Genomic DNA, 25,636 nt, shown 5'->3' on the forward strand with positions numbered 1-25,636 from the left:
TTATATAATATATTACTTGCCGAGCTTTGCTTTCAGTCTCTCGTCAACTGCTTTCAGGAAGTCCTCTGTGTTGACTTTCTGCTTGTTCTCCAGCTTCGAGAGCAGATACAGATCACCTGTCATTATGCCGTCTTCGATGGTCTTGATGGTTGCCTTTTCCAGACAATCAGCAAAATTAACCAGCTCGGGCAGTTCGTCCAGTTCGCCTCTCTTGCGGAGTGCGCCTGTCCATGCAAACAGTGTTGCAACAGAGTTTGTGGAAGTCTCTTCACCCTTCAGGTGCTTGTAGTAATGTCTCTGAACTGTGCCGTGTGCAGCCTCGAACTCGTATACACCATCGGGCGATACCAGTACGGAAGTCATCATAGCCAGTGAGCCGTAAGCAGTAGCTACCATATCGCTCATAACGTCGCCGTCGTAGTTCTTGCAAGCCCAGATGTAGCCGCCGTTGGAACGTACTACTCTTGCAACAGCGTCATCGATAAGGGTGTAGAAGTACTCAATGCCTGCAGCTTCAAACTTAGCCTTGTACTCATTCTCGAATATCTCATTGAAGATATCCTTGAAAGTGTGGTCATATTTCTTGGAGATGGTATCCTTTGTAGCGAACCATACGTCCTGCTTGGTATCCAGCGCAAAGTTGAAAACACTCTTTGCAAAAGAAGCGATAGATGTAGACTTGTTGTGCATACCCTGTATAACGCCGTCGCACTCGAAGTTGTAGATAGTCTCACGGGTCTCGTTGCCGTCCTTGTCAGTGCATACCAGTTCAGCCTTGGCACCTGCAGGGCACTTCATCTCAACGTTCTTGTAAACATCGCCGTAAGCGTGACGTGCGATGGTGATAGGCTTTGTCCATGTGGGGATATAGGGAGTGATGCCCTTAACGAGTATAGGTGTTCTGAAAACAGTACCGTCAAGCATAGCACGGATAGTGCCGTTAGGTGACTTCCACATCTCTTTCAGGTTATACTCAGTCATTCTTGCAGCGTTAGGTGTTATGGTAGCACACTTAACTGCAACGCCATATTTCTTGGTAGCGTTTGCGGAATCAACAGTTACCTGATCGTTTGTCTCGTTTCTGTGAACGAGTCCCAGATCATAGTAATCCGACTTGAGATCAACATACGGTGTTATCAGTATGTCCTTTATCTCCTGCCAGATTATTCTTGTCATCTCGTCGCCGTCCATCTCGACCAGCGGTGTTTTCATCTGAATCTTAGCCATAAAAATAGCCCTCCTTACTAATTTGCAAACAGCAGGGGCGCACCCCACCGTATTTCCCATATTATCTTAAAACAGATCAGCCGTCAGCTCAGCTTTCCGTTGCAGCCATAAGTCGAAAGCATTACCACAACCACCATAATGCCCCATACTACTCTTACGATCGCATGATAAAATTTCTTATCCCTGTTTGGCATGATCTTTTCGACAACCAGCCTTATTATACCGACTATCACAAGACAGATCAGCAAAATCACAATTACTCTCATAATGTTCTACAATCCTCGTGCAGCCCTGCGCATCGCTGCAAAAACCATGGTAACAAATATCGCCGCCACTACGAAGAACACGGTTGCGACAGCGAATGGCACCATTTTATGGAAACATTCCTTTGCAGGACGTGCAAGCGTCTTTCTCAGTTTAATAAATTCAGCTATTAAAGCACCTACACCGCCAAGCACTATGCCCACCGGCAGCATAGGGATATCATCATTAACAAAAGGCAGAAGACTCAGCAGCCATGTTACAACCAGTCCGCCGAGTATGCCTATCTCCACCGCACCCATCACCATGGATTCGCTGATGGAGTAGTTCTCTTTCCCGTTATAGCGGATTATCGCGCCGATAACGCCGCCTATCCCCCAGGGTATCATGAGGTCTGCGCCTTTTGCACCAAAGCAGTAAAATGCGCCCAGCATAGCCGCAGATGTGAGTATATACCACACCGCAGTCTTTATCATACCGATTATCTCACTCGGATCACCCGAGTAATTACCGTTATTTTTCAAAAACGTTGTAAAGAACAGTGCTTTATGGATATTCTCATCACGGGCTTCATTGATGCTGTCACGGGCTTTCAGACCGCGTATCAGCGCAGTGGTCTCTTCCTGCCACTTGTCATACTGCTCATATACCGAACCCGCGTAGCTGTCCTTCTCCTCGGGTATCTCACCCTCATATGAATCCTTAGTGCCGTAGCCCTTATCTTTTTTCAGACCGTCTTCGATCCACTGTTCATACTCGGTAAGCTGTTTTTCCTGTACGGGAGGTTTGTTCTCCTCCATCTCCTTTATCTTTTCCTCAAAGAATTCTTCGTCCAATCTGATATCATCAGTGCCGAAAAGCTTGCTCATCTTATCGTCGCGGGTCGTTCCCAGCTCGACCTTGCCGTCAGCCAGCGAAGCTATATTCTCTTCGGGCTTTTTCATCCTTGCACGGCTGATGCTTTTCGCAGGGATATCTCCCATTTCCTTTATTTTCTCTTCAAAGTATTCATCGTCAAGCGGCATATCGTCTGTACCCATAAGGTCAGCCATATCCACCCGGCGCCTGCTCATCTTACTATCGGGCATGATATCCCTCCGTTTCATAATTCTTTAACGTGTTAGTGCCAGTATCAGACCTGTAGCAAGAAGTATGATACTTGCGATTATCTTTATCCTGTTCATGTACCATGTGCTGCTCTTGTTCGGGAAAATCAGTTTTAGTACGATGAATATAACACCGCAAAGCACCAATGCTATTATAATAGCCGGCATTCTGTTTACACCCATTTCTGTTCCTCCACGACCAGCATTATCGTTTTCTCTGGCAGACCATCGCACCTGCGATAGCCCGTCACAAAAAACATCACATCTGCGGGACGATACGCCCCGCAGACCGATCTATTATCTTCTATATTACTTGGAGAGCTGCTCTCTTGTGTAGTCAAGCAGACCGCCTGCAAGTATGATATCCTTGGTTCTGCCTGTCAGTTCGCAGAGAACGGGTATCTCAACATTCTTGGACTTGTTTACAACAGTCAGCTGAGTCTTGCCTGCTTCGATATCAGCGCGTACATTAGCGATCTCGATCTCGTCACCCTGCTCGATCTTGTCGTAGTCAGCCTCGTTTACAAATGTCAGAGGAAGTATACCTGCATTGATGAGGTTAGCTCTGTGGATACGTGCAAAGCTCTTGACAAGTACAGCCTTGATGCCCAGATACAGAGGTGCAAGCGCTGCGTGCTCTCTTGATGAGCCCTGACCGTAGTTTGAACCGCCAACGATGATAGACTTCTCCATGTTCTTTGCTCTTCTGGGGAAATCCTCGTCGCATACTGTGAAGCAGTGCTGGGATATAGCAGGGATATTCGATCTCAGAGGGAGTATCTTTGCACCTGCGGGCATGATGTGGTCGGTGGTAATGTTGTCGCCAACCTTCAGTGATACCTGACAGCCTATGCTCTCAACCAGAGGAGCAGTCTCGGGATAAGGCTTGATGTTGGGTCCTCTCAGTACCTCAACGCTGTCCATATCAGCCTCAGCTACGGGAGGCACTACCATATTGTCGTTTATCTTGAAGTGCTCGGGCACCTTGATCTCGGGCATATCGCCGAGAGTTCTGGGGTCTACGAGAACACCTGCAACTGCGGAAGCAGCAGCCAGCTCAGGTGATACCAGATAGATCTGACCGTCCTTAGTTCCCGAACGTCCGAGGAAGTTTCTGTTGAAGGTTCTCAGAGAGATACCCTTTGAGTTAGGAGCCTGACCCATACCGATGCAGGGGCCGCAGGCGGATTCCAGTATTCTTGCACCTGCTGCGATCATATCAGCCAGTGCGCCGTTCTCTGCGATCATGTTCAGCACCTGCTTGGAGCCGGGAGCTATAGCCAGAGATACATCGGGGTGAACAGTCTTGCCCTTGAGGATATGAGCGACCTTCATCATATCAACATAAGAGGAGTTTGTACATGAACCGATACATACCTGATCGATCTTCATGCCGCTGAGTTCCTCTGCCGTCTTGATATTGTCAGGGCTGTGAGGACATGCTGCCATAGGTGTCAGCTTGCTGAGGTCGATGTCGATAACTTCATCGTATACAGCGTCATCGTCAGCCTTCAGCTCTGTCCATACCTCCGCTCTCTCCTGTGCTTTCAGGAAGGAAAGTGTGATCTCATCAGAGGGGAATATAGATGTAGTAGCACCCAGCTCAGCGCCCATGTTTGTGATGGTAGCTCTCTCGGGAACGGACAGTGTCTTAACGCCCTCGCCGCAATACTCTATTACCTTGCCTACGCCACCCTTAACGGAAAGTCTTCTGAGAACTTCCAGTATAACGTCCTTAGCGGATACCCACGCAGACAGCTTGCCTGTCAGGTTCACCTTTACGATGTTGGGGTATGTGATGTAGTAAGCGCCGCCGCCCATAGCAACAGCAACATCAAGTCCGCCCGCACCGATAGCGATCATGCCGATACCGCCGCCTGTAGGAGTATGGCTGTCAGAACCGATAAGGGTCTTGCCGGGGATACCGAATCTTTCAAGATGTACCTGGTGGCAGATACCGTTGCCGGGTCTGGAGAAATAGATGCCGTGCTTTTTGCAGACAGAACCGATGAATCTGTGGTCATCAGCGTTCTCAAAGCCCGACTGGAGAGTGTTGTGGTCGATATAAGCCACGCTCTTCTCGGTCTTTACGCGGGGCACGCCCATAGCCTCATATTCAAGATAAGCCATAGTGCCGGTAGCGTCCTGAGTAAGAGTCTGGTCAATGCGGATACCTATCTCCTGACCCTTGACGAATTCACCGTCAACGAGGTGCGCTTTAAGAATCTTTTCAGTAAGTGTAAGTCCCATAAAAAACTTCCTTCCATTTTTATGATCGAGGTCGTATGCCCTCTATATATAACAATACATTATTTATTATATACCAGAATGGGTTTTATGTCAAGATAAAAACACGTTCCCGAAGCACTCCTCAGTATTTTTGGGTATTTCTCACACGGCGGGGGCAGGTGTGTGAAAATTTTTTATATTTTTCTTATGCCGCGTAACAGGTTTGACATATATTACATGGTGTGGTATAATATCTTGTGGAAAAATGGGGTGATGACACTGTCGATTATCAAGAAGATGATGAAGATAAGGGCAAGAATACTTATAGTGATACTTTGCATTGTAGCCGTTGTCATACTGGCGGGGATCCTTGTGCCGAATACAAAGCTCTCGGGTAAGCATTATGACGATCTTGAAAGTTTTCTTGCCGACGGCGGTACATTCAATAGCGAGGACGAACCGCCGCAGACCTTGCAGGATAACCTCTACCTCCGAAAAACATTGGGTGTGCGCATCGCACTGAGGAGCTATTATGTCCCCGAGGAAATGTTTGAGGAGTACCTCGCCAAGGAGATAGCAAAACACAGCCAGTCAAAATGGGCAGGCAGACACGCCGAGGACTGTTACGATCCCGAATATGAGCTTGACGATTTCCCGATGGATCTGCCCTTTGATGAGATCATCGATGATTATATCGGCGATTATACCGTGATAGCGTATTCGCCTAAAAATACAGGTTCAACAGCAAACGGACTGCTTTTCAACGATGTCACACACAGGTTCGTTTATTTTAATTTCAGGTCAATGTAACGGAGGTATGAGCGTATGCGATTCAGACCATGTATAGATATCCACAACGGCTGTGTAAAGCAGATAGTCGGCGGAAGCCTTGCGGATAAAGGCAATAAAGCACAGGATAATTTCGTATCCGAACAGGACGGAAGCTACTACGGCGAACTCTACAAAAGCCGCGGGCTGACCGGAGGACACATCATAATCCTGAACCCCGTCGGCAGCGAGTTTTATGAAAAAGATCTACAGCAGGCGTACTCCGCACTGAGTTCCTTTGAGGGCGGCTTGCAGATAGGCGGAGGTATAAACGACAAAAACGCCGCAGGTTTCCTTGACAAAGGTGCAAGCCATGTTATCGTTACAAGTTTCGTTTTCAGGAACGGCGAGATAGATGAACATAACCTCACACTTATGAAAAACGCAGTTGGCAAGGAAAGGCTTGTGCTTGACCTTTCATGCCGCAAGCGCGGAGAGGATTACTACATTGTCACCGACAGATGGCAGAAGTTCACCGATACCAGACTCTGCCCCGAGACGATCGAACGTCTCAGAAACAGCTGTGATGAATTCCTTATACACGCAGTAGATGTTGAAGGCAAGGCAAATGGCATCGAGGATGATGTTGCACGTATGCTGGGAGATATCGAAGATATGCCCGCCACCTATGCAGGAGGCATATCCTCCTTTGATGACCTTGAAAAGCTTAAAGTGCTGGGCAAAGGCAGGGTGGATTTCACCATAGGAAGCGCCCTCGATATCTTCGGGGGAAATATGAGTTTTGAAAAAGCAGCACGATTCAATTCATAATTCATAATGCATAATTCATAATTGTTGGCAGGGAGATAACGTTGCTGTACTTAGGATAGAATGCCAAGGAGAAGAGCTTTGGGTCAAGCCTTTCGCGAAAGGCTTGCGGAGAGCACACCATCAGCAAAGCTGATGGTTAGAGGCAGAGCCTCTCGGTCAAGGCACAAAAGCGACGCGGCAACAATCAAGCAATAGCAGACTATCTCCCGACCATACGGCGCGGGCAATACCAAAATCCCGAGCGTAAGCAAATCTTTGACACCCGCACAAACTAAGTGCGTAAATATTGCCCGCGCTCGTCGTCAAACAGCGACAGTGCCTTTGACGACTCGACCCGAACGTAGAGAGGGGCGTCACCCCCGCAGTACGTCAAAAAGAACGTCCGAACAAACGGCACTCAACAGAAAGAAGGAACATAAAAATGAAAGAATATAAACCCTACCGCCGCAAGGCATATTATTATGAAACAGACCGAATGGATATCGTCCATCATTCTAACTATGTACGCTGGCTGGAGGAAGCAAGGATAGACCTGATGGAACAGGCAGGCTGTCCATTTGAGTTCACCGAAAAGCAGGGCATTGTATCTCCTGTGCTGAGCGTTTCATGTGAGTATAAATATCCTGTCAGGTTCGGGGACGAATTTGAAGTAGTATGCAGACTTCTCAGCTTCAACGGCTGCAGATTCAAGCTGGAATACGAGGTCAATAACCTCACAACAGGTCAGCTGGCACTTACCGCAGTTACCGAACACTGCTTCACGGGTACAGATCTGCGCCCGATACGTATGCAGAAGAAGTATCCCGAACTGTACGAGAACCTTTTGGAAGCACTGGAGGATAAGGGCGAATGAAAAAAGCTTTAGCCATAACAGCGGCGGCACTTATGCTGTCAGCCTGCGGAGCGGATATCGAAACCAAGAACAATGATATCTCCGCCGTGACCACCGATGAACAGACCACAGCCGGTGAAGACAGGTCGGGCAAGATAATCGTTGAAGAAAAGGAAAAGCCTGCCGAGACCACTGTCGCAAAAAAGGACGAGAGCAAGCCCGAAACTACAACCTCCGCAAAGAAGAAAAAAGCCGACCCCGACATGATAAATGTGGGGTGCATGGATACGGTAGAAGTATATCAGCAGATAAGGCTGAAAGACTTTGTTTTTGACAGCAACGCCAAACTCAAAAACGGCGATGAACTTCTTAACGCCAATGAACTCGGCGAACATGAAGTCACCCTGAGAATGGAACTCGACGGCGGTGAAGCCGAGAAGAAAGTCAAGTATAACGTGGTGGATACCACACCGCCCGTAATGCTTCTGGGCGACGATATATCCCTGAATGTCGGAGACTCTTTCGATATCGATGGGTACGTAAGCTATGCCGATAACTACGACCGCGCACCATCGCTTACGGTCGAAGGCGATGTTGATACCTCGGCAGAGGGCAGTTATCCTCTGACGCTGTACATCGATGATTCAAACGGCAACAGACTCACCAGATACATAAATGTGAATGTGGGCGTGCCATCATCTTCATCAGATGATACCTCCTACGATGACAGCCCCATATACTTCGGCGACTTTGTTGAAAATTACAGTGCCGACGGCAGAGAGTTCGGCATAGACGTTTCCCGCTGGCAGGGCGATATCGACTTTGATGCCGTTGCCGAATCAGGCTGTAAGTTCGTGATAATCAGAATGGGCTACGGCGAATCGGGCGGCACCGACCTTGACGAGTACTATTATAATAACATCGAGGGCGCAACAAAAGCAGGGCTGAAAGTCGGGGTATATTTCTATTCCACCGATACAACCATCGAGGGCGCACGTGCCACCGCAAAGAAAATAATCAAAACTCTTGACGGCCACAAGCTGGACTTCCCTGTTGCTTTCGACTGGGAAGAATTCCAGAACTTCCAGCACTATGGCATGAGTATACATGACCTTTCCGAGGTATACGAAGCCTTTGCAAGCGAACTTGAAAAGAACGGCTATGCTTCCATGCTTTACAGCAGTAAGAACTTCCTTGAACTTTTCTGGGAAAACAAAAACAACAGACCCATATGGGTAGCACATTACGTGGAAGAGACTACCTATGAGGGCGACTGGTACATCTGGCAGCGCTGCGGCACAGGCCGTATCGACGGCATAAACGGCGCAGTAGACCTCAACGTGCTTCAGGGAGAGTGATGGGATTGGCTGTAAAAAACGAACTTATTAAACTGTTTGAACAGAACAGGGGCAGATACCTTTCGGGCGAAGAGATAGCCGACAGTCTGGGCTGTACCCGCGGTGCAGTCTGGAAAGCTGTTAAAAAACTGCAAAGTGAGGGTTATGATATATCCGCTGTAACAAACAGGGGATATCGTCTTGACAGCGCTGATATGCTGTCCGCGGCAGGGATAGAAAAATATCTCTCCGACAACAGCGGAATAAGCCTGACGGTCTACAAAGAAACGGATTCCACCAACACCCGTCTTCGTGAACTTGCCACAGAAGGCGCACCCGAAGGAACTGCCGTTATCGCAGGTATGCAGACAGGCGGAAAGGGCAGGCTGGGAAGAAAATTCTTTTCGCCGTCAGATACAGGTCTGTACATGAGTATTCTTTTACGACCCGAAATGACAGCCGCCGATGCCGTCCGCATAACCACCGCGGCAGCTGTGGCAGTAGCTGATGCAGTTGAAAAAATAAGCGGCAGAAAAGCCGATATCAAGTGGGTCAACGATGTGTATATCGACGGCAGAAAGATATGCGGCATACTCACTGAAGCCGCTTTCAGCCTTGAAAACGGCGGACTTGACTACGCTGTCTGTGGTATAGGAATAAACGTTTACGAGCCCGAGGGCGGTTTTCCCGAGGATATAAAGGATATTGCAGGCGCCGTGCTTGATACTCCCGCAGACGACGTCCGCAACCGACTGGCGGCGCTGGTACTGGAAAACTTCATGAACTATTACAATAAGCTTTCAGAAAACAGCTTTTTGCAGGGATACCAGAGCAGGCTGATGTGGCGCGGCGAGGATATCAACCTTATACGCGGCAGTGAGATAACTCCCGCAAAGCTTATCGATGCCGACGAAAAATGCCGACTTATAGTGAAATATGAGGACGGCACCGAGGATACCATATCAAGCGGCGAGATAAGTATCAGAAAAAGGAAATAATCAGAACATCACCTGAATAGTATAACTAAGGGTGATGAAAATGTTCCGTATCAGCGTTGGCGGCGTACAGCTAGGGATAAGCTTCAGCTTTCCTGCTGTGATTGCACTGGTGCTGCTGACAGGCTGCGATGAGGGCAGTCTGCTGACAGCACTGCTGTGCTGCTGTCTTCACGAATGCGGACATCTTTTTTTCATGCTGATATTCGGGCGGCGCCCCGAGGCTGTAACCCTTTACGGCGGCGGGATACGCATAACACCCCAAAAGGGCAGGATAGACAGTTTCGGCAAAGATCTTGCCATACTGCTTGCGGGGTGCGGAGTTAATTTTCTGCTTGCATGGGCGTGGCTGCTGACACACGGTATGACTTCATTCGTGCAGATAAATCTTCTGCTGGGGGCGTTCAATCTTCTGCCTTTCAGATATTTCGACGGTGGCAGAGCCCTTGAACTCCTGACAGAGGGCAAAGGACTTAGGGCGGTAAGGTTCACTTTCATTATCCTCACCGCGATGCTGATAATTATTATGGCTATGCGCGGGTCGGTGAGCATAAGTTTGCTGATAACTTTTGCATTTGCTCTCGCAGCGGAAACAGCCGATAATACATAACACAAAACGGACGGAATGCAGATCCACTGCACTCCGTCCGCTGTATTTATAGACTGTGATATCAGCCATGCAAAAAACAAGCTGCCGTATCGGATAGAACGGGCTTTTCACGGGATAACTATTCCACCCTGCACCGACACAGCTGTGAGCCGTTTTTATATACTATGCGCCCGCACTGCATCGGGACACATTAAAAGAGAGCCGCCGAAAACTCTCGGCAGCTCTCATATTGATCCATATCAAGCCATTGGACTTTGATCCTTTCGTTTATAAAATATATCAGTAAATCTGAAAATCCTTTACCCGCACTGCAAGTAAACTCAAAACAAACGCGCAGGTCATTTATCAAATTTCCATCGGAACTAATTTCCTTTCGGTAAGAATAAATTTTTGTCGGGAAAAAACTTAACTTCTCATCGGATTTACTACCTTTCAATATATTTTATGTATTTCACTCCGCATCAGCGGAAAATTAAAATCAAGCCATTGGTTCAAAACCTTTCGTATAAATTTAACGCACACGCGTTATAACATCGGGACGTTCCGCTAAAGCTTCGGAACTAAGCTGCATACACCTTCGGAATCACTCCTAACTTTCAGATATTCAGCAGTCTTGTGCGCATTTTCACAATGCACCACTCCCTATTATATGATTAACGTGCTGCGGACTCACTGTCCGCCAAGGCCGGATCATTTTCAAACTATGCCATTGGTACCGTTCCTTTCGGTAGATTTGCGCTTATCGCGCCAAAGTCGGGACACTTCCTTTAGCTCGGAAGCTAAGCTGCTACACCCTTTGGACTCACTCCTAACATTCAGATATTCAGCAGTCTTGTGCGCATTTTCATAATGCACCACTCCCTATTATAAGATATGCGGCATTTTCTGCCGTACATTATAGTTGTAGTTTAAGCAACTATGCCATTGGTATCTTTCCTTTCGGTTGATTTGCGCTTATCGCGCCAAAGTCGGGACGCTTCCCATAGCTCGGAAGCTAAGCTGCTACACCCTTTGGACTCACTCCTCGCTTTCAGATATTCAGCAGTCTTGAGCGCATTTTCATAATGCACCACTCCCTATTATAAGATATGCGGCATTTTCTGCCGTACATTAAAATCGAAATCAAAAACCAACTATGCCATTGGTACTGTTTCCTTTCAGTAGATTTGCGCTTACACGCTAAATTCGGGATGTTCCTCTAGCTCAGGAACGAAGCTGCGTTGTACTTGGGACTCACTCCTCACTCTCAAATTCTCAGCAGTTTGCTCTGCATCTTCAAAATGCATCACTCCCAAACCTAATATTGTATTCGGCATCTCGCCGTAACAGTATCAAATCAACTTTTATGCCATTGGAATTACGCCTTTCGGTTAAATTTGCGCTTCACGCGCCATCATCGGAGTGCTTCCTCTCGCTCGGAAGCTAAGCTGAATAGAACTGCGGACTCACTCCCTCCGTTCAAAAATTCAGAAATCTATGTCGTGCACTATGCACCACTCCTGATCGATATTAAACTTCCCCGTTCACGACGGAGATATTCAATTTTAAGATTTTGAGTATCCGCCTTGTATAAACGAATTGGTAATGCCTTCTGCCGACCCGCTTATCTCTCGCTTAATTAACTTCACTGTCCGGAACTGTCAGTTCATACGCCTGAGTCCTGTTCCCGGTAATCAAGAGATGCACGAGCCCTGAATACTCACAAGGCTTTCGCTTACATCCATCGGACTCGCTCCTTTCAAATGAATTAAGATCTCACGGAGTCTGTACTGCTTTGTAAGATGGACCCTCGTCCTGCACTAACTGCGGTACCTTTACTTTGTCCCATGTTGATCTCGTTTCTAAGGAACTATCAGCTTTATTATCAAGACCCGGCGATAACAACGTGCCCTCAGGCTCATCTCCGCCACCGCCTTATTGATTTTTATCTGCTTTCCTTTTCCTTGAATATACTATACCACATTTCTTGTTAGTTGTCAATAGTTTTTTTCAACATTTTTATAATTTTTATATTTAACTTACAAAGAAAAGAGTTACAGAGCCTTCAGAAAAAACCGCTTGACTTATTTTGCCATTTGTAGTATAATATAAATGTTGCGGCGGTCAAAAAATGCCGCATCTGGTCTTAAAGGAGGTCATTAGGTATGGACGAGCAGAAGAATGAATACACCCCCGATCTTTATGAGCTGATGGATGAGGACGGCAACAAGCAGACTTTTGAACTGCTGGACTGCATGGACTTTGAGGGCGAAAGATATTATGCGCTTACTCCTTTTTATGAGGAAGATAATGCCGACAAGATACTTGACGAAGCTTCGCTGCTGGTGATACTGAAGGCGGAGTACGATAACGAGACCGGTGAAGAGATACTGGCTTCCATCGAGGACGAGGATCTGTTCGACCGTGTAGGCGCAGCTTTTGAAGAGCGTCTGGACGAGATGTTCGATTTCGAGGACGACGAAGAAGAGGGAGAATAAGCCTCCCGCATTTTCCAATAATTTATAATGTACAATTTTTCAGACGCTATTTTGTCTAAATTACCGTTTGAAATTTACGATAGGTTATGGTATAATGTAAACAGATCAAAGGAGCGGAAAACTCCTGAAAACAAGGTTTTTGATTGCTACCTTGTTCGATCAAGCATAGCTTTTTAAATCCAACACTTATTAAAAGGGATTCGCACTCTTTCCGATGATTGAAGACCTCCCGCCCGAACCGCATTTGCCGTTCGGTCTACGGACGAAGGGATCATGAGGCTGAAAGGTCGTTTTACCCACCCTGCACATTGATGCGGGTTTACATTCTATGCGACGGCAAGGCGGCAATTTATCTTAAAAACAGAGCTGACAGGTTTATGATCTGTCAGCTTTTCTTTTGATATAATTTAACACCAAAATATATGATCGTATATTTTGGTACAGGGAGGTAACATAATGCAGAGGATAGTTGGCAACAGTACTGAAGCCCTCGATGCTTATTTCAGAGATACAGGTGCAAACCGGATATTTCTGGTCGGCGGCAGGTCCATGGATAAGCTTGCGATCGGAAGATACTTCAGTGAACTTCACGAACGCACAGGTATCGAGGTCGTGCGTTTTTCCGATTTCAAACCTAATCCCGATTATACATCGGTTCTGGCAGGTGTGAAACTTTATATAGAAACAGGCTGTGATATGGTAGCAGCCATTGGCGGAGGTTCGGCAATGGACACCGCTAAATGTATAAAGATGTATGTGACCATGGACGACAGCACAGATTATATCACCCAGAAGATAGTCCCAAACGATATTGAATTTTTCGCCGTGCCAACAACAGCGGGCACTGGCAGTGAAGCTACACGCTATGCGATAATCTATCACAACGGGAACAAGGTATCGGTAACGGACGAAAGCTGTATACCAACAGCAGTGATGTTCGACCCTGCTGTTCTGAAAACGCTCCCCGACTATCAGAAAAAAGCCACCATGCTTGACGCACTGTGTCACGCAGTTGAAAGCTACTGGTCGGTACATTCAACTCAGGAAAGTCAGGCATATGCAGAGGAAGCCATAAGAATGATATTCTCGTCAATGGGCGGATATCTCGCCAACACAGATGCAGGCAATGCAGATATGCTGAAAGCTTCAAACATAGCGGGCAAAGCCATAAATATCACCGCTACAACAGCAGGTCATGCAATGTGCTACAAACTTACTACGAAATACGGTCTTGCCCACGGACACGCCGCTGCGCTGTGTGTAAAGGCGCTGTTCCCTTTCATGGCAGAAAATACTTCGCTTTGCAAAGATGCCCGCGGCGAGGAGTATTTCAAAAAAATGCTGAATGAACTGGCACACATCATGGGCTGTGACACAGCATCATCAGCTGCCGAAAGCTTCGGCACTCTGGTGGATAGTCTGGGACTTTCAGCACCAAAAGCTGCCGACGGTGATATCGAACTGCTGGTATCCTCGGTAAATGCCGAGCGGCTAAAAAATCACCCCGTCATACTCGACAAAGACACCATTTTCGCTTTGTACAAACAGATAGTTTTGTAATATCCAAAAGGAGCTGTTGCAGCCGCAGCATCCTCTAACCATATCCGAACATCAGAGTAAAAACCATATTAACTGGTGAAATAAGCTGTTTCAGTGCGCACCCCCCAAGCCCTTTTCAAAAAAAGAGGACTCGGGGGTCTTATGTTCTGCTGGTTTTTATGCCGTTTTCAGTTCAAAAACGGTCGGGGAGTATATTTTTCGCCCGAAACGAAATAGGTATATACGGTCATCAGGTATTTTTTTCATGGATAGACCCCTTTCACTTTAGCACGCTAAACATTTTACTGATTTTTCTGAATTTTACTGAATCCGATTTCCAGTAAAATAAACCCCCGAAAAAGCTGCGTTTCAGCACCGTTTTTTATTTTGCTGAATTTACTGAACAGGTAGAGGGGAAAATGTGAAATATGGGTATAATTACCAATATATGGTAAATTTATTTTTTAAAGTGTCCGTATTACCCTATCAGTAAATTCAAAAAAATGTATTACCCCGTCAGTAAATTCAGTAAAATGTTTTTTTGCTCTCAAACACCGTAAAATAGGGCTTTTATTTTACTGAAAAGAGATTTCAGTAAATTCCAGTAAATTCAGTAAAATCAATTATATATGTTTGGATTTATGTAAATAGTTTCTTTGGGTCTGCAACAGCCTCTTTTTCATTCCCATCTCCGTTTAATACGGCAGTAAACGGTAGTATCATAAAAAACAACAGGTGTGCCTCAGTATTTAAGGACACACCTGTTTATTAAGAGAATGGAAGTGCTTTATTGTTTTGCCGCAGCTGCGTTAGCTTTCTTGCGGCGTGCAATGATTATACTCTGTACTACAAGGAAGATGCAGAGCATACCCGCTACGGTTATACCTGTCCACCACGCGTCATCAAGACCTGCCGATGATACTATGTTCTGTATAAGTGCCAGTGAAAGCACTCCGAACACCGTGCCGATGATATTGCCGACACCTCCTGTCAGCATTGTGCCGCCTATTATCGATGATGCTATCGCATTCATCTCGGCACCGCTCGCGTGCTGTGGCGAGCCGGAACCAACGTGCATAAAATACACGAAGCCGCCTATGCCCGCCATCAGTCCGCAAATCAAATGAGAGAAGAATATTGTCCGCTTTACGTTTACGCCCAGCATCAGTGCGCTTTGCCTGTTGCCGCCAACGGCGTAAAAGTTTCTTCCGGGCTTTGCCCATTTCAGCAGTACAAACAGCAGTATCGCCAGAGCTATCGCCACTATAACACCTATCTCGATGTAAGCGAGGATATACTTGCCCCTTTTGTTGTACGTGCCCAGGTATGGTATAAGTATCCTTGTGGCTTTAAGCTTTACAAAATCTTCATTAGCCACATTGAAAGGCTTGTTGTAAACAATAGTGGTCGCACCTCGTGCGAAGAACATTCCCGCCAGCGTGACTATAAACGGCTGTATCTCCAGATACGCCACAAGATAGCCCTGCACTATACCGAATGCCAGACCTATTCCGACAGCCATCAGTACAGCCATCAGCAGGCTTCCGCCCTTATGGTCCAGATAGACCGCACAGCTCATTGATACCAGAGCCGTCACGCCGCCCACAGAGATATCTATACCGCCCGTTATCATAACAAGGCTCATTCCGCAGGCGAGTATTATCAGCGCCGCATTAGCGTTGAGTATATTGAAGAATGTCTGCGGTTTCAGAAATCCCTTTTTCAGGAAAAGCACCGCGAATATGTACATGGCTACAAATACGCATATGGTTATCATGGTCAGCAGGTTGGTATCTGTCATTTTTGTGGGAGCTTTGAGTTCGCCGCCGCCACGTCTGTTAAATCTTGACATATAACTCTACCTCCTGTCCGTCAGGAATTCTGGGCTGCAGCCTTTTCCGTGCGCAGCTTTTTTATAAGTGCCGAGAGCTTCTCGCGTACTGCGGGAGCACTCATGACTACGAGGATTATTACAACGACTGCCTTGTACGCAGGCAGAGCATCTGCCTTGACCTGGAATTTATAAAGTGTAGTCGTAAGGAACTGTATAACATATGCGCCGAGAATGGAACTGCTCATGCTGAATTTACCGCCGCCCAGTGCGTTTCCGCCCAGTGCCACCGCGAGAATAGCGTCCATTTCGATATCCTTTGCAATTACCGAGTAGTTTATCGTCTGAAGACGGCTGACCTTGATAAGTGCCGCAATAGCAACGCAAAGTCCCAGCAGAACATAAGTCAGCAGCTTTATAAGTTCGGGGTTAAGACCGTTCAGTCTGGAAGTCTTCTCGTTTATACCTACCGACTGTACGTAAAGTCCCAGTGTGGTGAATCTCAGCAGCAGCCATGTCACCAGAAAGCACGCCAGCGCTATAAAGAAAGGTGTGGGTATCGGTATACCCGGGATATATGTACCGTAGTAGCTGAATGAAGGCTCGTTTACGTTTGGCAGCTGATTGTTGTTTATCCACGCCGCTATGGAACGTCCTGCGGTAAACAGTATAAGAGTTGCTATCATTGGCTGTATCTTGAAGAATGCCACCAGCGAACCGTTAAAAGCACCGAACAGCATCGCCACAAGGCAGCTTATCAGAAATGCCACGATCACAGGGGCGTGGAGTGTCTCAGGGCTTGTCTCTGTACCGCAAAGCACTCTCAGCAGTACCGAGCCCGCTATCGCGATGCCCGCGCCCACGCTGATATCCTGTCCGCCCGATGCCGCCGTTACAAGGGTCATGCCCAGTGCAAGTATGGCAAGCTCGGAGCCGCTGTCGATTATAGTTATAAGGTAGCCGTTCAGGACGGGGTTCCCGTCGCTGTTGCTGCCCAGTGTGATCTTGAAAAATGACGGATCTGCGATGAGATTAAACAGCACCAGCAGCATCAGCGCAGCTATCGGTATCATTATCTGATGCCTGAACAAGCCTGCTATACCTGCCTTTTTGGGCTGTGCATTATTGTTCGCCATTTGTGTCACCTCCCGCAATAGTCGCCATGATGGTATTCTGGTTAAGCTGATCGCCTGTAAGTTCTCCCACAAGCTTTCTGTCTCTCATTACCAGCAGTCTCGAACAGGTGCGCAGCATCTCGTCCGTTTCGGAAGATATGAATGTTACGCTCATGCCCTCGGAAGCCAGTTTCAGCATCAGCTTCTGTATATCAACTTTTGTTCCGACATCTATACCTCTGGTAGGTTCATCAAGGATAAGATACTTCGGCTCTGTCAAAAGCCATCTTGCAAGTATCACCTTCTGCTGATTGCCGCCCGAAAGGGACTTTATCGGTGTATTTACCGAAGCTGTCTTTATATCCAGCAGGTCGATATACTTGTTGGCATACTCCAGCGCCTTTGCCTTTGATATCGGTCTGAAAAAACCTGTCTTTATCTGGAGGGCGAGTATGATATTATCCTTTACGGAAAGATCGCCCACGATACCGTCACGCTTTCTGTCTTCGGGAAGATATGCTATGCCGTATTTCATCGCCTGTCTCGGCTTTGTTATCTTTACAGGCTCGCCGTCGATCTTTACCGAACCGCCCGTTACCTTGTCAGCGCCGAATATAGTACGTACACATTCGCTTCTGCCCGAGCCCAGCAGACCCGTGAATCCGTTGATCTCGCCCTTGTATATCTTGAAATCGAAGGGGCTTATACCCTCTGAAGAACACAGACCCTCACCCTCGTATACGGGTTTATCCTCTGTTTTCTTGAATGTGGGGCTGTCATTTTTGATATCAGCCATATCGTCCAGCTCTTTGCCAAGCATCTTTGATACCAGCTGAAGTCTCGGCAGTTTTTCTATCTCGTACTCGCCTACAAGCTTGCCGTCACGCAGTACGGTTATCTTGTCGCATACTTCATATACCTGATCCAGGAAGTGTGTTACGAAGATTATACCTACGCCCCGCTCTTTGAGCTTGCGCATAAGTACAAACAGCTTGGCTACCTCTGATTCGTCCAGTGACGATGTAGGCTCATCGAGTATCAGCACCTGACATTCCATGTCCACAGCCCTGGCGATAGCCACCATCTGCTGAACCGCGATAGAACAGCTGGCCAGCTGCTGAGAACCTCTTACATTTATGCCCAGCTCTTTGAGAAGCTCATCGGCTCTTTTATTCATATTTCGCCAGTTCACACCGATACCCTTGCCTCTTGCAAGGAAGATGTTCTCGGCAACAGACAGATTCGGACAAAGGGATATCTCCTGATAAACAGTACTTATGCCCAGCGCCTGTGCCTGTTTCGGCGAATTGATATGCACTGCATTCTCACGTCCTCTGACGAATATATCTCCGCCGTCCTTTACGTGTACGCCTGTCAGCACTTTTATCAGCGTGGATTTTCCCGCGCCGTTCTCACCCATAAGTGCGTGTATCTCACCCTCTTTAAGAGTAAAATCAACATTCTGCAGAGCCTTTACTCCGGGGAAAGTCTTGTAGATACCCCGCATTTCAAGCAGTGAATCCTTTTGCATATGCAGTCCTCCCGCTCGTGATCTCAAAATAAGTGCGGGGACATAATTGACCTCGCCTATGCCGCACCGCACTTACTTCTTTATCTGAAATTTATCATAGCCTTTTATCATGATCCCGAAATACTGCCGAACCGTGCCGGCAGACATCGGGAAAACAGTGTGACCTGTTATCAGATACCGTAGTTATCTACATCTTCCTGCGTGATGGTAGTTGCATCGAAGCCCTTCTCATCCATGATTATAGTCTTTTCTGAGAGAGTTTCGTCATTTTCAAGTTTGTCTATTATATCCTTTATATAAGAGGACTGGAAAGGATTGCACTGTCCGTCATAGTTCCAGTTGCCTGCCAGCAGTTCATCAAGTGCCCACTTATTGCAGTCGAAGCCCATAACGATAACATCCTTGCCTACGCCGTGGGATATATTTGCCTTATCCAGTGCCGCAACAGCACCCTTAGCCATATCATCATTCTCAGCATAGATAACGTTGAAATCCTTGCCCGAATCGATAACGGACTGAACTATCTGCTGTGCCTTTTCAGCATTCCATTCAGCTGTCTGCTCTTCAACTATCTCCCAGCCGTCGGAAGCCGCTGTATCTGTCAGTGCCTGAGATCTGCCCTTCTGTGCAGCAGAACCCATAACGCCCTGAAGGTGTATTATCTTATAATCGGAAAGTCCCTGACCCTTCAGCCAGTCAACTGCGGTCTGACCTTCCTTGGCCATATCGGAAACGATGGAAGCCTCGTACAGGCTCTCATCAGCATCGATAGTTCTGTCGAAAAGTATTACCCTTACGCCTGCATCCTGAGCGTCCTGCAGAACCGTATCCCAGCCTGCTGTATCAGCTGCGGACAGAAGCAGATAATCAACTTCGTCCTGTATGAACTTCTGTGCAGCTGTTATCTGCTCATCGTTCTTGAGACTGTAATAGAAATCAGCCTTAAATCCGTTTTCCTCACAGAATGTAGCCTTGAGATCCTTGTCATTGGCAGTACGGTAGCCCGACTCGTTGGGGTCATTGTTGATTATGCCGACCGTGATATAATCGCCGTCATCAACATCTCCTGTATCTCCTCCCTCATCTTCGCCGCCGTCCTCTTTAACGTCGCCGTTGTCTTTGCTGCCGGACTTGGTTGACTTTCCGCCGTCATCAGAACCGCTTCCCGCATCTCCGCAGCCCGCGAACATCGCAGCGCACATCACCATACTTATAGCCATTGCCAGAATCTTCTTGACTTTCATTCTTATTTCCTCCTTAGATATTCATATCATTGTGTTATCCTCCAAAGGTGTATTTTCGCCTTACACCTTTCGTGTTCTTAACTTGTACTTACATTATAATCAAATTGTGCATACATTTATACCAAAATATTTACTCAATTTGTTTAAATTTTTACTGTGACGTAAAAAATTCTACATACATATGTTTGCACTGTTCTGAAACTGTCTTGGAGTTTGCCCTGTACATTTTTTGAATATCTGGCTGAAATATCTGTAATCCTGAAAACCGACCTCGAATGCTATCTCATATATCAGCTTTGAAGTGCAGCAAAGGAGTTCCTTTGAACGTTCTATCCTTATACCTGTGATGTACTCGGAAAGGTTCTTGCCCATTTCCCGCTTGAACAAAGCGCTGAGATAGGCAGGGCTTATCCCCACTGCCTCAGCCACCGCAGTCAGGGAAAGACCGCTGCTCATGTAGTGTTCATCGATGTACTCGCGGGCGTCTCTAACTACAGAATTGCCGTTTTCATGACATTTTTCAACTCTCCAGCGTATGCACTGCTCCAGCATATCATGCATATTTTCCCGGGCTTTTTCCACCGTGGAAAGCTTCTCTTCTATCTCGTCAACTCCGCCGAAGCACTCTGTAAATTCCTCATCGGTCACGCCCAGCTGCCGTGTAAAACTTCTTGCTTCAAGATACATATCGGTACAGACATAAAGTCTCAGCACCAATGAATGCAGGCCGTCAAATCCGACCTCATCCAGCACCTCGTCCAGTACCTTGCCACAGTTTGCAGTACTGCCGCTTCTTAGCAGTTCGCCTATCCTTTTGGTATCAAGTTTTCTTACATTGCAACATTCTTCCAAACACATTTTCTCTCTCATAAATAGTCACCACCACATTATTTTGTATGTACAACTATGTTCTTCCCTTTTAATTAATCAAAAGCGCACCCACGGTCAAGGCCATAGGGTGCGCTGCTGTGTACATATCACAATTCGCACATAACCTTGCTCGCCGATATGTGCGCAAACGGATAAAATCCTCTTATTTCATACCCTTTTTCCTCTGAACCGATTGTATCGTACTTCCCATTTTCAGGTCTGCCACCGACTCTCTCACCACAAGTTCGGGAGTGAACAGCATATCCTTAGGCGATGTTTCCCGCCCTTCAATCATATCAAGAAGCAGCTTTGCAGCAGCCTCGCCCAGCTTTTTCTGCGGATGATGCACCGTAGTCAGCGGCACCTCGCAGATGGAAGCATACCTTGAATCATCTATGCCCACCACAGATATATCCTCGGGCACTCTTATGCCGTTATCCCTGCAAAGTTTCAGCATCTTCACGGCTATCTTGTCGTTGTAGCATACAACTGCGCTCTTGTCCTTCAGCAGACCCAGAAGCTTATCCTGCGTATAGCTGAAAATATCATTTTTTTCGGAGGTCGCGAACCATATTACATTCCGCTCCGATTCGCGTATCCCATGCGTAAGACAGCTCTGCATGAATCCGCTGTAACGCTTGTGTCCCTGAACATCGTCCAGTGCAAAAACACCTGCTATCTTTGTATGTCCGCAGTCGAACAGATAATCCGTGACCGTCCTGCCTGCGGCTTCGTCATCCATAGCAACGCAGGGCTGATCTGCCCAGGGATACTTCGCATTGAAGAATACCAGCGGTATCTTCTCGCGTCTGAGTTTCGCATAAAGGTCCATATTCGGATTCGGCAAAGCGCTCTTTGAAGGCTCTACTATCAGACCCTGCACACCGTTTGCCAGCATACTTTCAAGCGCCTGAGTCTCCTCATACACCTGATTGTGAGTTATCGCCAGCTGCATGGTGCAGCCCGCACTGCCCAGCACACTCTCAACTCCCGTAACTATATGCGGGAATATGTAATCGCTGAAATAAGTGGATATCACCCCTATGCTGCCCCTTATGGATACAGACGGAGATACAGCTGACCTGTTTCCCACAAAAGTACCGCTGCCGCGGACACGGACTATGACATTCTCACTTTCAAGCAGCATCAGCGCCTGCCTGACTGTCTGCCTGCTGACACCGTGGATCTCACAAAGCTGCTTTTCGGTAAGAAAACGTTCATTGGGTTTCAGCCCCTTGGACGCTATATGTTCTTTTACCCAATCCACGATCATCAGATATTTATAATTGTCCATAACTTCCCCCTCGATCTTATAATTGGTTGTATAACATGTATTTTCAAAATATCAATATATGACTTTACTAATTTGAACAAATTATAGCACATATAAGAACACTTGTAAATACAACTTTAGTGTCTTTTCCCCAATTTTGTATAGTTAACAGATTCATAAAAGGCTTATTTGTCGGTTTTGACCAAACATCTCCACGAGTATCAAACAATACAAATCATAATATTCCTTTTTCATTAACCCAATAAAAACATATTGGGGCGGAATGCTCATTTTTTTGCATTAACTATTGAAATTCAGACTCAGTTGTGTTATAATGAAATAAGTATACAGTTGACCATATACTGTTGCATTGATGTAAATCTCTGCATAGCAAAGAGGGTAAAATTTTATGAGCAAAAATTATGATGTTATCATCGCAGGCTGCGGCGCCGCAGGTCTGTACGGGGCAGTAAATCTCCCTGCCGATCTGAAAGTTCTCGTGCTGGCTAAGCGCGATCTCACGCTGTGCAATTCCGCACTGGCTCAGGGCGGTATCGCAGGCGTTTACAAAAGCCCGGAGGATTCTCCCGAGTATCACAAGGAGGATACCTTTATAGCAGGCGGTTTTGAGAACGATCCCGACTCTACCGAGGTACTTGTTACCGAGGCTGCTCAGGATATCGACAGGATAATACAGCTTGGCGTTGAATTCGATAAGAAGCCCGACGGTGACTATCACCGCACTCTTGAGGGCGGTCACGGCAAGCACCGTATCTTCCACCACAAGGACGCTACGGGCTATGAGATAGAAACAAAGCTTCTGGCTTATGTGCAGACTCTCCCCAACGTTGAGATATGGGAGAACGCACTGATGTGCGACTGCCAGAAAGTCGGTGACGGTTTCTCTTTCCTTGTGCTTAAAGACGATGAATATATAACCTGCAATTCCCACAAAGCGATCTTCGCAACCGGCGGCATAGGCAGAGTTTACGAGTTCACAACAAATTCAGCCATAGCTACGGGTGACGGTATAACAAAGGCTTATGAGATGGGTGCCAAGATAAAGCACCTGAGCTATATACAGTTCCACCCCACCGCTTTCAACAACCGCAAGACAAGGGAATGCTTCCTGATATCCGAGGCTGTTCGCGGCGAGGGCGCTTATCTGCTCAACTGCAAAAAGGAAAGATTCATGCAGAACTACGACCGCAGACTTGAGCTTGCTCCCCGTGACGTGGTTTCCCATTCTATCATATTTGAAGCCAAGAAAACAGGTTCAGACGAATTCTACATAGACATATCCCACAAGGATCCCGAGTTCGTAAAGAACCGTTTCCCGATGATATACAAGAACCTGCTTGAAGCAGGCTATGATATGACCAAGGAGCCTGTGCCGATATTCCCCTGCCACCACTACCTTATGGGCGGCATAAATGTGGATACTTTTGCAAGAACGAATATCGACGGTCTGTACGCCTGCGGCGAATGCTCACACACAGGTGTTCACGGCAATAACAGACTTGCAAGCAACTCTCTGCTTGAAGCCCTTGTATTCTCTCGCCGTGCGGCACAAGATATCGCTGAAAAGATAGACAGGAATAAGGAGCTGAAAAGCTTCGATTACAAGATAGACGAGAATGCCGAGCATATCCCATCGGGACTGCGACGCGAGATAAGATCCATCATGCAGAAGGCATACTTTGTACTGCCTGATATAGGCAGTCTTCAGGACAGCCTTACAAGGGTAGCACACATCCGCGAGATGCTTGTGAAAGGCAACTTCAAGATAGACCGCGATTATATCGAAGCCAAAAGCCTTGCAACAGTGGCTTATATAGTCCTGACAGAGGCAGTTGAGATAGCTTTTGAAAGTGTTCCCCTGGACTACGTTGACTACGAACACGGATTCTGATGATACCACGGAGGTAAATTTATGAGACTTATGCAATTCCAGATAGATGATATCATCAAAACAGCACTGCTGGAAGATATCAATTACATCGACGTGACCACCGACCTGCTGGTGAGCGATGACGCTGTAAGCACTGCAAAGTACGTTTCAAAGGACGAAGGTGTGCTCTGCGGCATCGAGGTAGCTCTGAGAGTTTTCAAACTGCTGGACGACAGAGTGTCCTTCCGTATTTTTATACATGACGGCGAAGTTGTACAAAAAGGCGACATCATCGCTGAGATAACAGGTCCTACAAGGGCACTGCTGAAAGGCGAGCGTACAGCGCTTAATCTTGTACAGCATATGTCGGGCATAGCTACCGCTACAAACAAGTGCGTACAGCTTATCGCAGGCACTAAGGCAAGCGTGGCAGATACCAGAAAAACTCTCCCCGGACTCAGGGCTATACAGAAGTATGCCGTTACTGTCGGCGGCGGAAAAAATCACCGCTATAATCTTTCCGACTGCGCTATGCTGAAAGATACTCATCTTGATGCTTATGGCAGCATGACAGGCGCAGTTAATGCCCTGCGTGAAAAAGTCGGTCACACCGTCAAGATAGAAGTTGAAGTAGCCGATATGGATATGCTTAAAGAAGCTCTTGACCTCGGTGTTGAGATAATCATGCTGGATAATATGTCCAACGAGGAAATGGCAGAAGCCGTTAAACTGACAAACGGCAGGGCTCTGCTTGAAGCTTCGGGAAATGTTACCGAAAAAACTATCCGCGGCATAGCTGAAACAGGCGTTGATATAATCTCTCTCGGTGCGCTGACACACTCTGTCAAAGCATTCGATATTTCCATGAAGATGGTAAAATGATACCGCAAAGTGCAACCTTTTGTTGCGTGATTGCAAAGAACGGTTGGTAGATTTTTGCCGCCAAACGTGATATTATTACAATATGATCAGAACTACACAAACGGCATAAATATTTGATTTATGTCGTTTGCTGTATTTCGGGATATATGTCACCACTAAGGACAGAAAAAAAAAGAATAATATGCGGCATTATGTGCCGGCAAAAAGAAGCTTTGATAAAGACGGAGGACATAAAATGAGAGTATACAGATCATATCGTGGATATAGCACTTCATCTGCCTTAGTGATAGGCTTGGTAATGGCGATATTTATACTGGTGGGCGGGATATTCGGCACAATAGGTATCATGCTGGGCAAAAGCATCGAAAAAACAAAGGCACAATGCACTGTTTCCATCGAAGCCGATGTCATCAACTACAAATATAACAACGATGGTCTGTCTACACCGATATACAGCTATGTTTATGAGGGCGTGAACTACCAGTACTCCGCAAACTCATATTCAAATCACCCGCCTTACAGCGTAGGTGAAAAGGCTGACATCATGATAGACCCCGATTCTCCTCAGAAAGCTTTTGTACCAACCGATAAGACCACTGCTTTTATATCAATGCTTTTCAAGATCATAGGATTCAGCTTTGCAGGCATCGGTGTGATAGTAATTCTCGTGGGACTTTTCCTCACTCACCTTGGCAAGAAACAAGCAAAGAATGACGATTTCAGCAATTATGAACAGTGGCAGTAAAATGCAACTTTTCGTTGCGCAATTGCAAATCTGAGTTGGTAG

22 protein-coding genes are annotated in these 25,636 nt (G+C 46.8%); 11 read left to right on the forward strand and 11 right to left on the reverse strand.

What is annotated here, in order from left to right:
• Nucleotides 1-12 precede the first annotated feature (12 nt).
• From N773_RS0111355 to N773_RS0111375, 5 genes are all read right to left on the reverse strand, one after another.
• Nucleotides 13-1,227, reverse strand: a complete 1,215-nt coding sequence (locus N773_RS0111355; RefSeq protein WP_024857902.1) for an NADP-dependent isocitrate dehydrogenase — start codon at nucleotides 1,225-1,227, stop codon at nucleotides 13-15.
• An 83-nt stretch (nucleotides 1,228-1,310) separates the two neighbouring features.
• A complete protein-coding gene (locus N773_RS20170) occupies nucleotides 1,311-1,493 on the reverse strand; it encodes a hypothetical protein (protein WP_043537861.1) in 183 nt (60 codons plus the stop codon).
• Between the two features lie 6 nt (nucleotides 1,494-1,499).
• Nucleotides 1,500-2,576, reverse strand: coding sequence for a DUF456 domain-containing protein (locus N773_RS0111365; RefSeq protein ID WP_024857903.1), 1,077 nt, complete (start codon nucleotides 2,574-2,576; stop codon nucleotides 1,500-1,502).
• A 24-nt stretch (nucleotides 2,577-2,600) separates the two neighbouring features.
• Complete coding sequence (locus N773_RS22260) at nucleotides 2,601-2,777, reverse strand: hypothetical protein (protein ID WP_155250887.1); 177 nt, start codon at nucleotides 2,775-2,777, stop codon at nucleotides 2,601-2,603.
• Nucleotides 2,778-2,903: 126 nt separating this feature from the next.
• Nucleotides 2,904-4,844 carry an aconitate hydratase gene (locus N773_RS0111375; protein WP_013499683.1) on the reverse strand — a complete coding sequence of 647 codons (1,941 nt, stop codon included), beginning with the start codon at nucleotides 4,842-4,844 and terminating at the stop codon, nucleotides 2,904-2,906.
• A 252-nt stretch (nucleotides 4,845-5,096) separates the two neighbouring features.
• On the opposite strand from N773_RS0111375, the gene N773_RS0111380 reads away from it, so the two are divergent.
• From N773_RS0111380 to N773_RS0111415, 8 genes are all read left to right on the forward strand, one after another.
• Entirely contained in the window at nucleotides 5,097-5,633 is a 537-nt protein-coding gene (locus tag N773_RS0111380) for a hypothetical protein (RefSeq protein WP_024857904.1), read from the forward strand.
• A 15-nt stretch (nucleotides 5,634-5,648) separates the two neighbouring features.
• A complete protein-coding gene (gene hisA, locus N773_RS0111385) occupies nucleotides 5,649-6,422 on the forward strand; it encodes a phosphoribosylformimino-5-aminoimidazole carboxamide ribotide isomerase (RefSeq protein ID WP_024857905.1) in 774 nt (257 codons plus the stop codon).
• A 421-nt stretch (nucleotides 6,423-6,843) separates the two neighbouring features.
• Nucleotides 6,844-7,275 carry an acyl-CoA thioesterase gene (locus tag N773_RS0111390; protein WP_013499681.1) on the forward strand — a complete coding sequence of 144 codons (432 nt, stop codon included), beginning with the start codon at nucleotides 6,844-6,846 and terminating at the stop codon, nucleotides 7,273-7,275.
• Nucleotides 7,272-8,612: a GH25 family lysozyme gene (locus N773_RS0111395; RefSeq protein WP_024857906.1), complete on the forward strand. Its 1,341-nt coding sequence runs from the start codon at nucleotides 7,272-7,274 to the stop codon at nucleotides 8,610-8,612. The genes N773_RS0111390 and N773_RS0111395 overlap by 4 nt, the downstream gene beginning before the upstream one ends.
• Nucleotides 8,612-9,589: a biotin--[acetyl-CoA-carboxylase] ligase gene (locus N773_RS0111400; RefSeq protein ID WP_242840381.1), complete on the forward strand. Its 978-nt coding sequence runs from the start codon at nucleotides 8,612-8,614 to the stop codon at nucleotides 9,587-9,589. Before N773_RS0111395 ends, N773_RS0111400 begins: the two co-directional genes overlap by 1 nt.
• A gap of 40 nt (nucleotides 9,590-9,629) precedes the next feature.
• A complete protein-coding gene (locus tag N773_RS0111405; protein ID WP_024857908.1) occupies nucleotides 9,630-10,196 on the forward strand; it encodes a site-2 protease family protein in 567 nt (188 codons plus the stop codon).
• A gap of 2,144 nt (nucleotides 10,197-12,340) precedes the next feature.
• Entirely contained in the window at nucleotides 12,341-12,673 is a 333-nt protein-coding gene (locus N773_RS0111410) for a DUF1292 domain-containing protein (RefSeq protein ID WP_024857909.1), read from the forward strand.
• A 456-nt stretch (nucleotides 12,674-13,129) separates the two neighbouring features.
• The gene (locus N773_RS0111415) at nucleotides 13,130-14,233 is read left to right on the forward strand and encodes a phosphonoacetaldehyde reductase (protein ID WP_024857910.1); all 1,104 of its coding nucleotides are present in this window, start codon (nucleotides 13,130-13,132) and stop codon (nucleotides 14,231-14,233) included.
• Between the two features lie 766 nt (nucleotides 14,234-14,999).
• Here N773_RS0111415 and N773_RS0111420 read toward each other — a convergent pair.
• The 6 genes from N773_RS0111420 to N773_RS0111445 all read right to left on the reverse strand — a co-directional run bounded on the left by N773_RS0111420 (nucleotide 15,000) and on the right by N773_RS0111445 (nucleotide 22,097).
• Nucleotides 15,000-16,064, reverse strand: coding sequence for an ABC transporter permease (locus N773_RS0111420; protein WP_024857911.1), 1,065 nt, complete (start codon nucleotides 16,062-16,064; stop codon nucleotides 15,000-15,002).
• 20 nt (nucleotides 16,065-16,084) lie between these two features.
• Nucleotides 16,085-17,179 carry an ABC transporter permease gene (locus N773_RS0111425; RefSeq protein ID WP_024857912.1) on the reverse strand — a complete coding sequence of 365 codons (1,095 nt, stop codon included), beginning with the start codon at nucleotides 17,177-17,179 and terminating at the stop codon, nucleotides 16,085-16,087.
• Nucleotides 17,166-18,689 carry a sugar ABC transporter ATP-binding protein gene (locus N773_RS0111430; protein ID WP_024857913.1) on the reverse strand — a complete coding sequence of 508 codons (1,524 nt, stop codon included), beginning with the start codon at nucleotides 18,687-18,689 and terminating at the stop codon, nucleotides 17,166-17,168. The genes N773_RS0111425 and N773_RS0111430 overlap by 14 nt, the downstream gene beginning before the upstream one ends.
• 170 nt (nucleotides 18,690-18,859) lie before the next feature.
• Complete coding sequence (locus N773_RS0111435) at nucleotides 18,860-19,933, reverse strand: ABC transporter substrate-binding protein (RefSeq protein ID WP_024857914.1); 1,074 nt, start codon at nucleotides 19,931-19,933, stop codon at nucleotides 18,860-18,862.
• A 171-nt stretch (nucleotides 19,934-20,104) separates the two neighbouring features.
• The gene (locus N773_RS0111440) at nucleotides 20,105-20,803 is read right to left on the reverse strand and encodes a helix-turn-helix domain-containing protein (protein WP_024857915.1); all 699 of its coding nucleotides are present in this window, start codon (nucleotides 20,801-20,803) and stop codon (nucleotides 20,105-20,107) included.
• A 163-nt stretch (nucleotides 20,804-20,966) separates the two neighbouring features.
• On the reverse strand, nucleotides 20,967-22,097 hold the full coding sequence (locus N773_RS0111445) for a GntR family transcriptional regulator (protein WP_024857916.1): 1,131 nt from the start codon (nucleotides 22,095-22,097) through the stop codon (nucleotides 20,967-20,969).
• A 388-nt stretch (nucleotides 22,098-22,485) separates the two neighbouring features.
• On the opposite strand from N773_RS0111445, the gene N773_RS0111450 reads away from it, so the two are divergent.
• The 3 genes from N773_RS0111450 (at nucleotide 22,486) to N773_RS0111460 (ending at nucleotide 25,594) form a co-directional block, all read left to right on the forward strand.
• Nucleotides 22,486-23,988, forward strand: a complete 1,503-nt coding sequence (locus tag N773_RS0111450) for an L-aspartate oxidase (protein WP_024857917.1) — start codon at nucleotides 22,486-22,488, stop codon at nucleotides 23,986-23,988.
• Between the two features lie 21 nt (nucleotides 23,989-24,009).
• Nucleotides 24,010-24,849 (forward strand): carboxylating nicotinate-nucleotide diphosphorylase, encoded by an 840-nt coding sequence (nadC, locus tag N773_RS0111455; RefSeq protein WP_024857918.1) that lies wholly within the window; start codon nucleotides 24,010-24,012, stop codon nucleotides 24,847-24,849.
• Nucleotides 24,850-25,084: 235 nt separating this feature from the next.
• Entirely contained in the window at nucleotides 25,085-25,594 is a 510-nt protein-coding gene (locus N773_RS0111460; RefSeq protein WP_024857919.1) for a DUF3592 domain-containing protein, read from the forward strand.
• Nucleotides 25,595-25,636 lie beyond the last annotated feature (42 nt).

Origin of the sequence: Ruminococcus albus AD2013 (assembly GCF_000526775.1) — a bacterium.
Classification (GTDB): Bacteria; Bacillota; Clostridia; order Oscillospirales; family Ruminococcaceae; genus Hominimerdicola; species Hominimerdicola alba_A.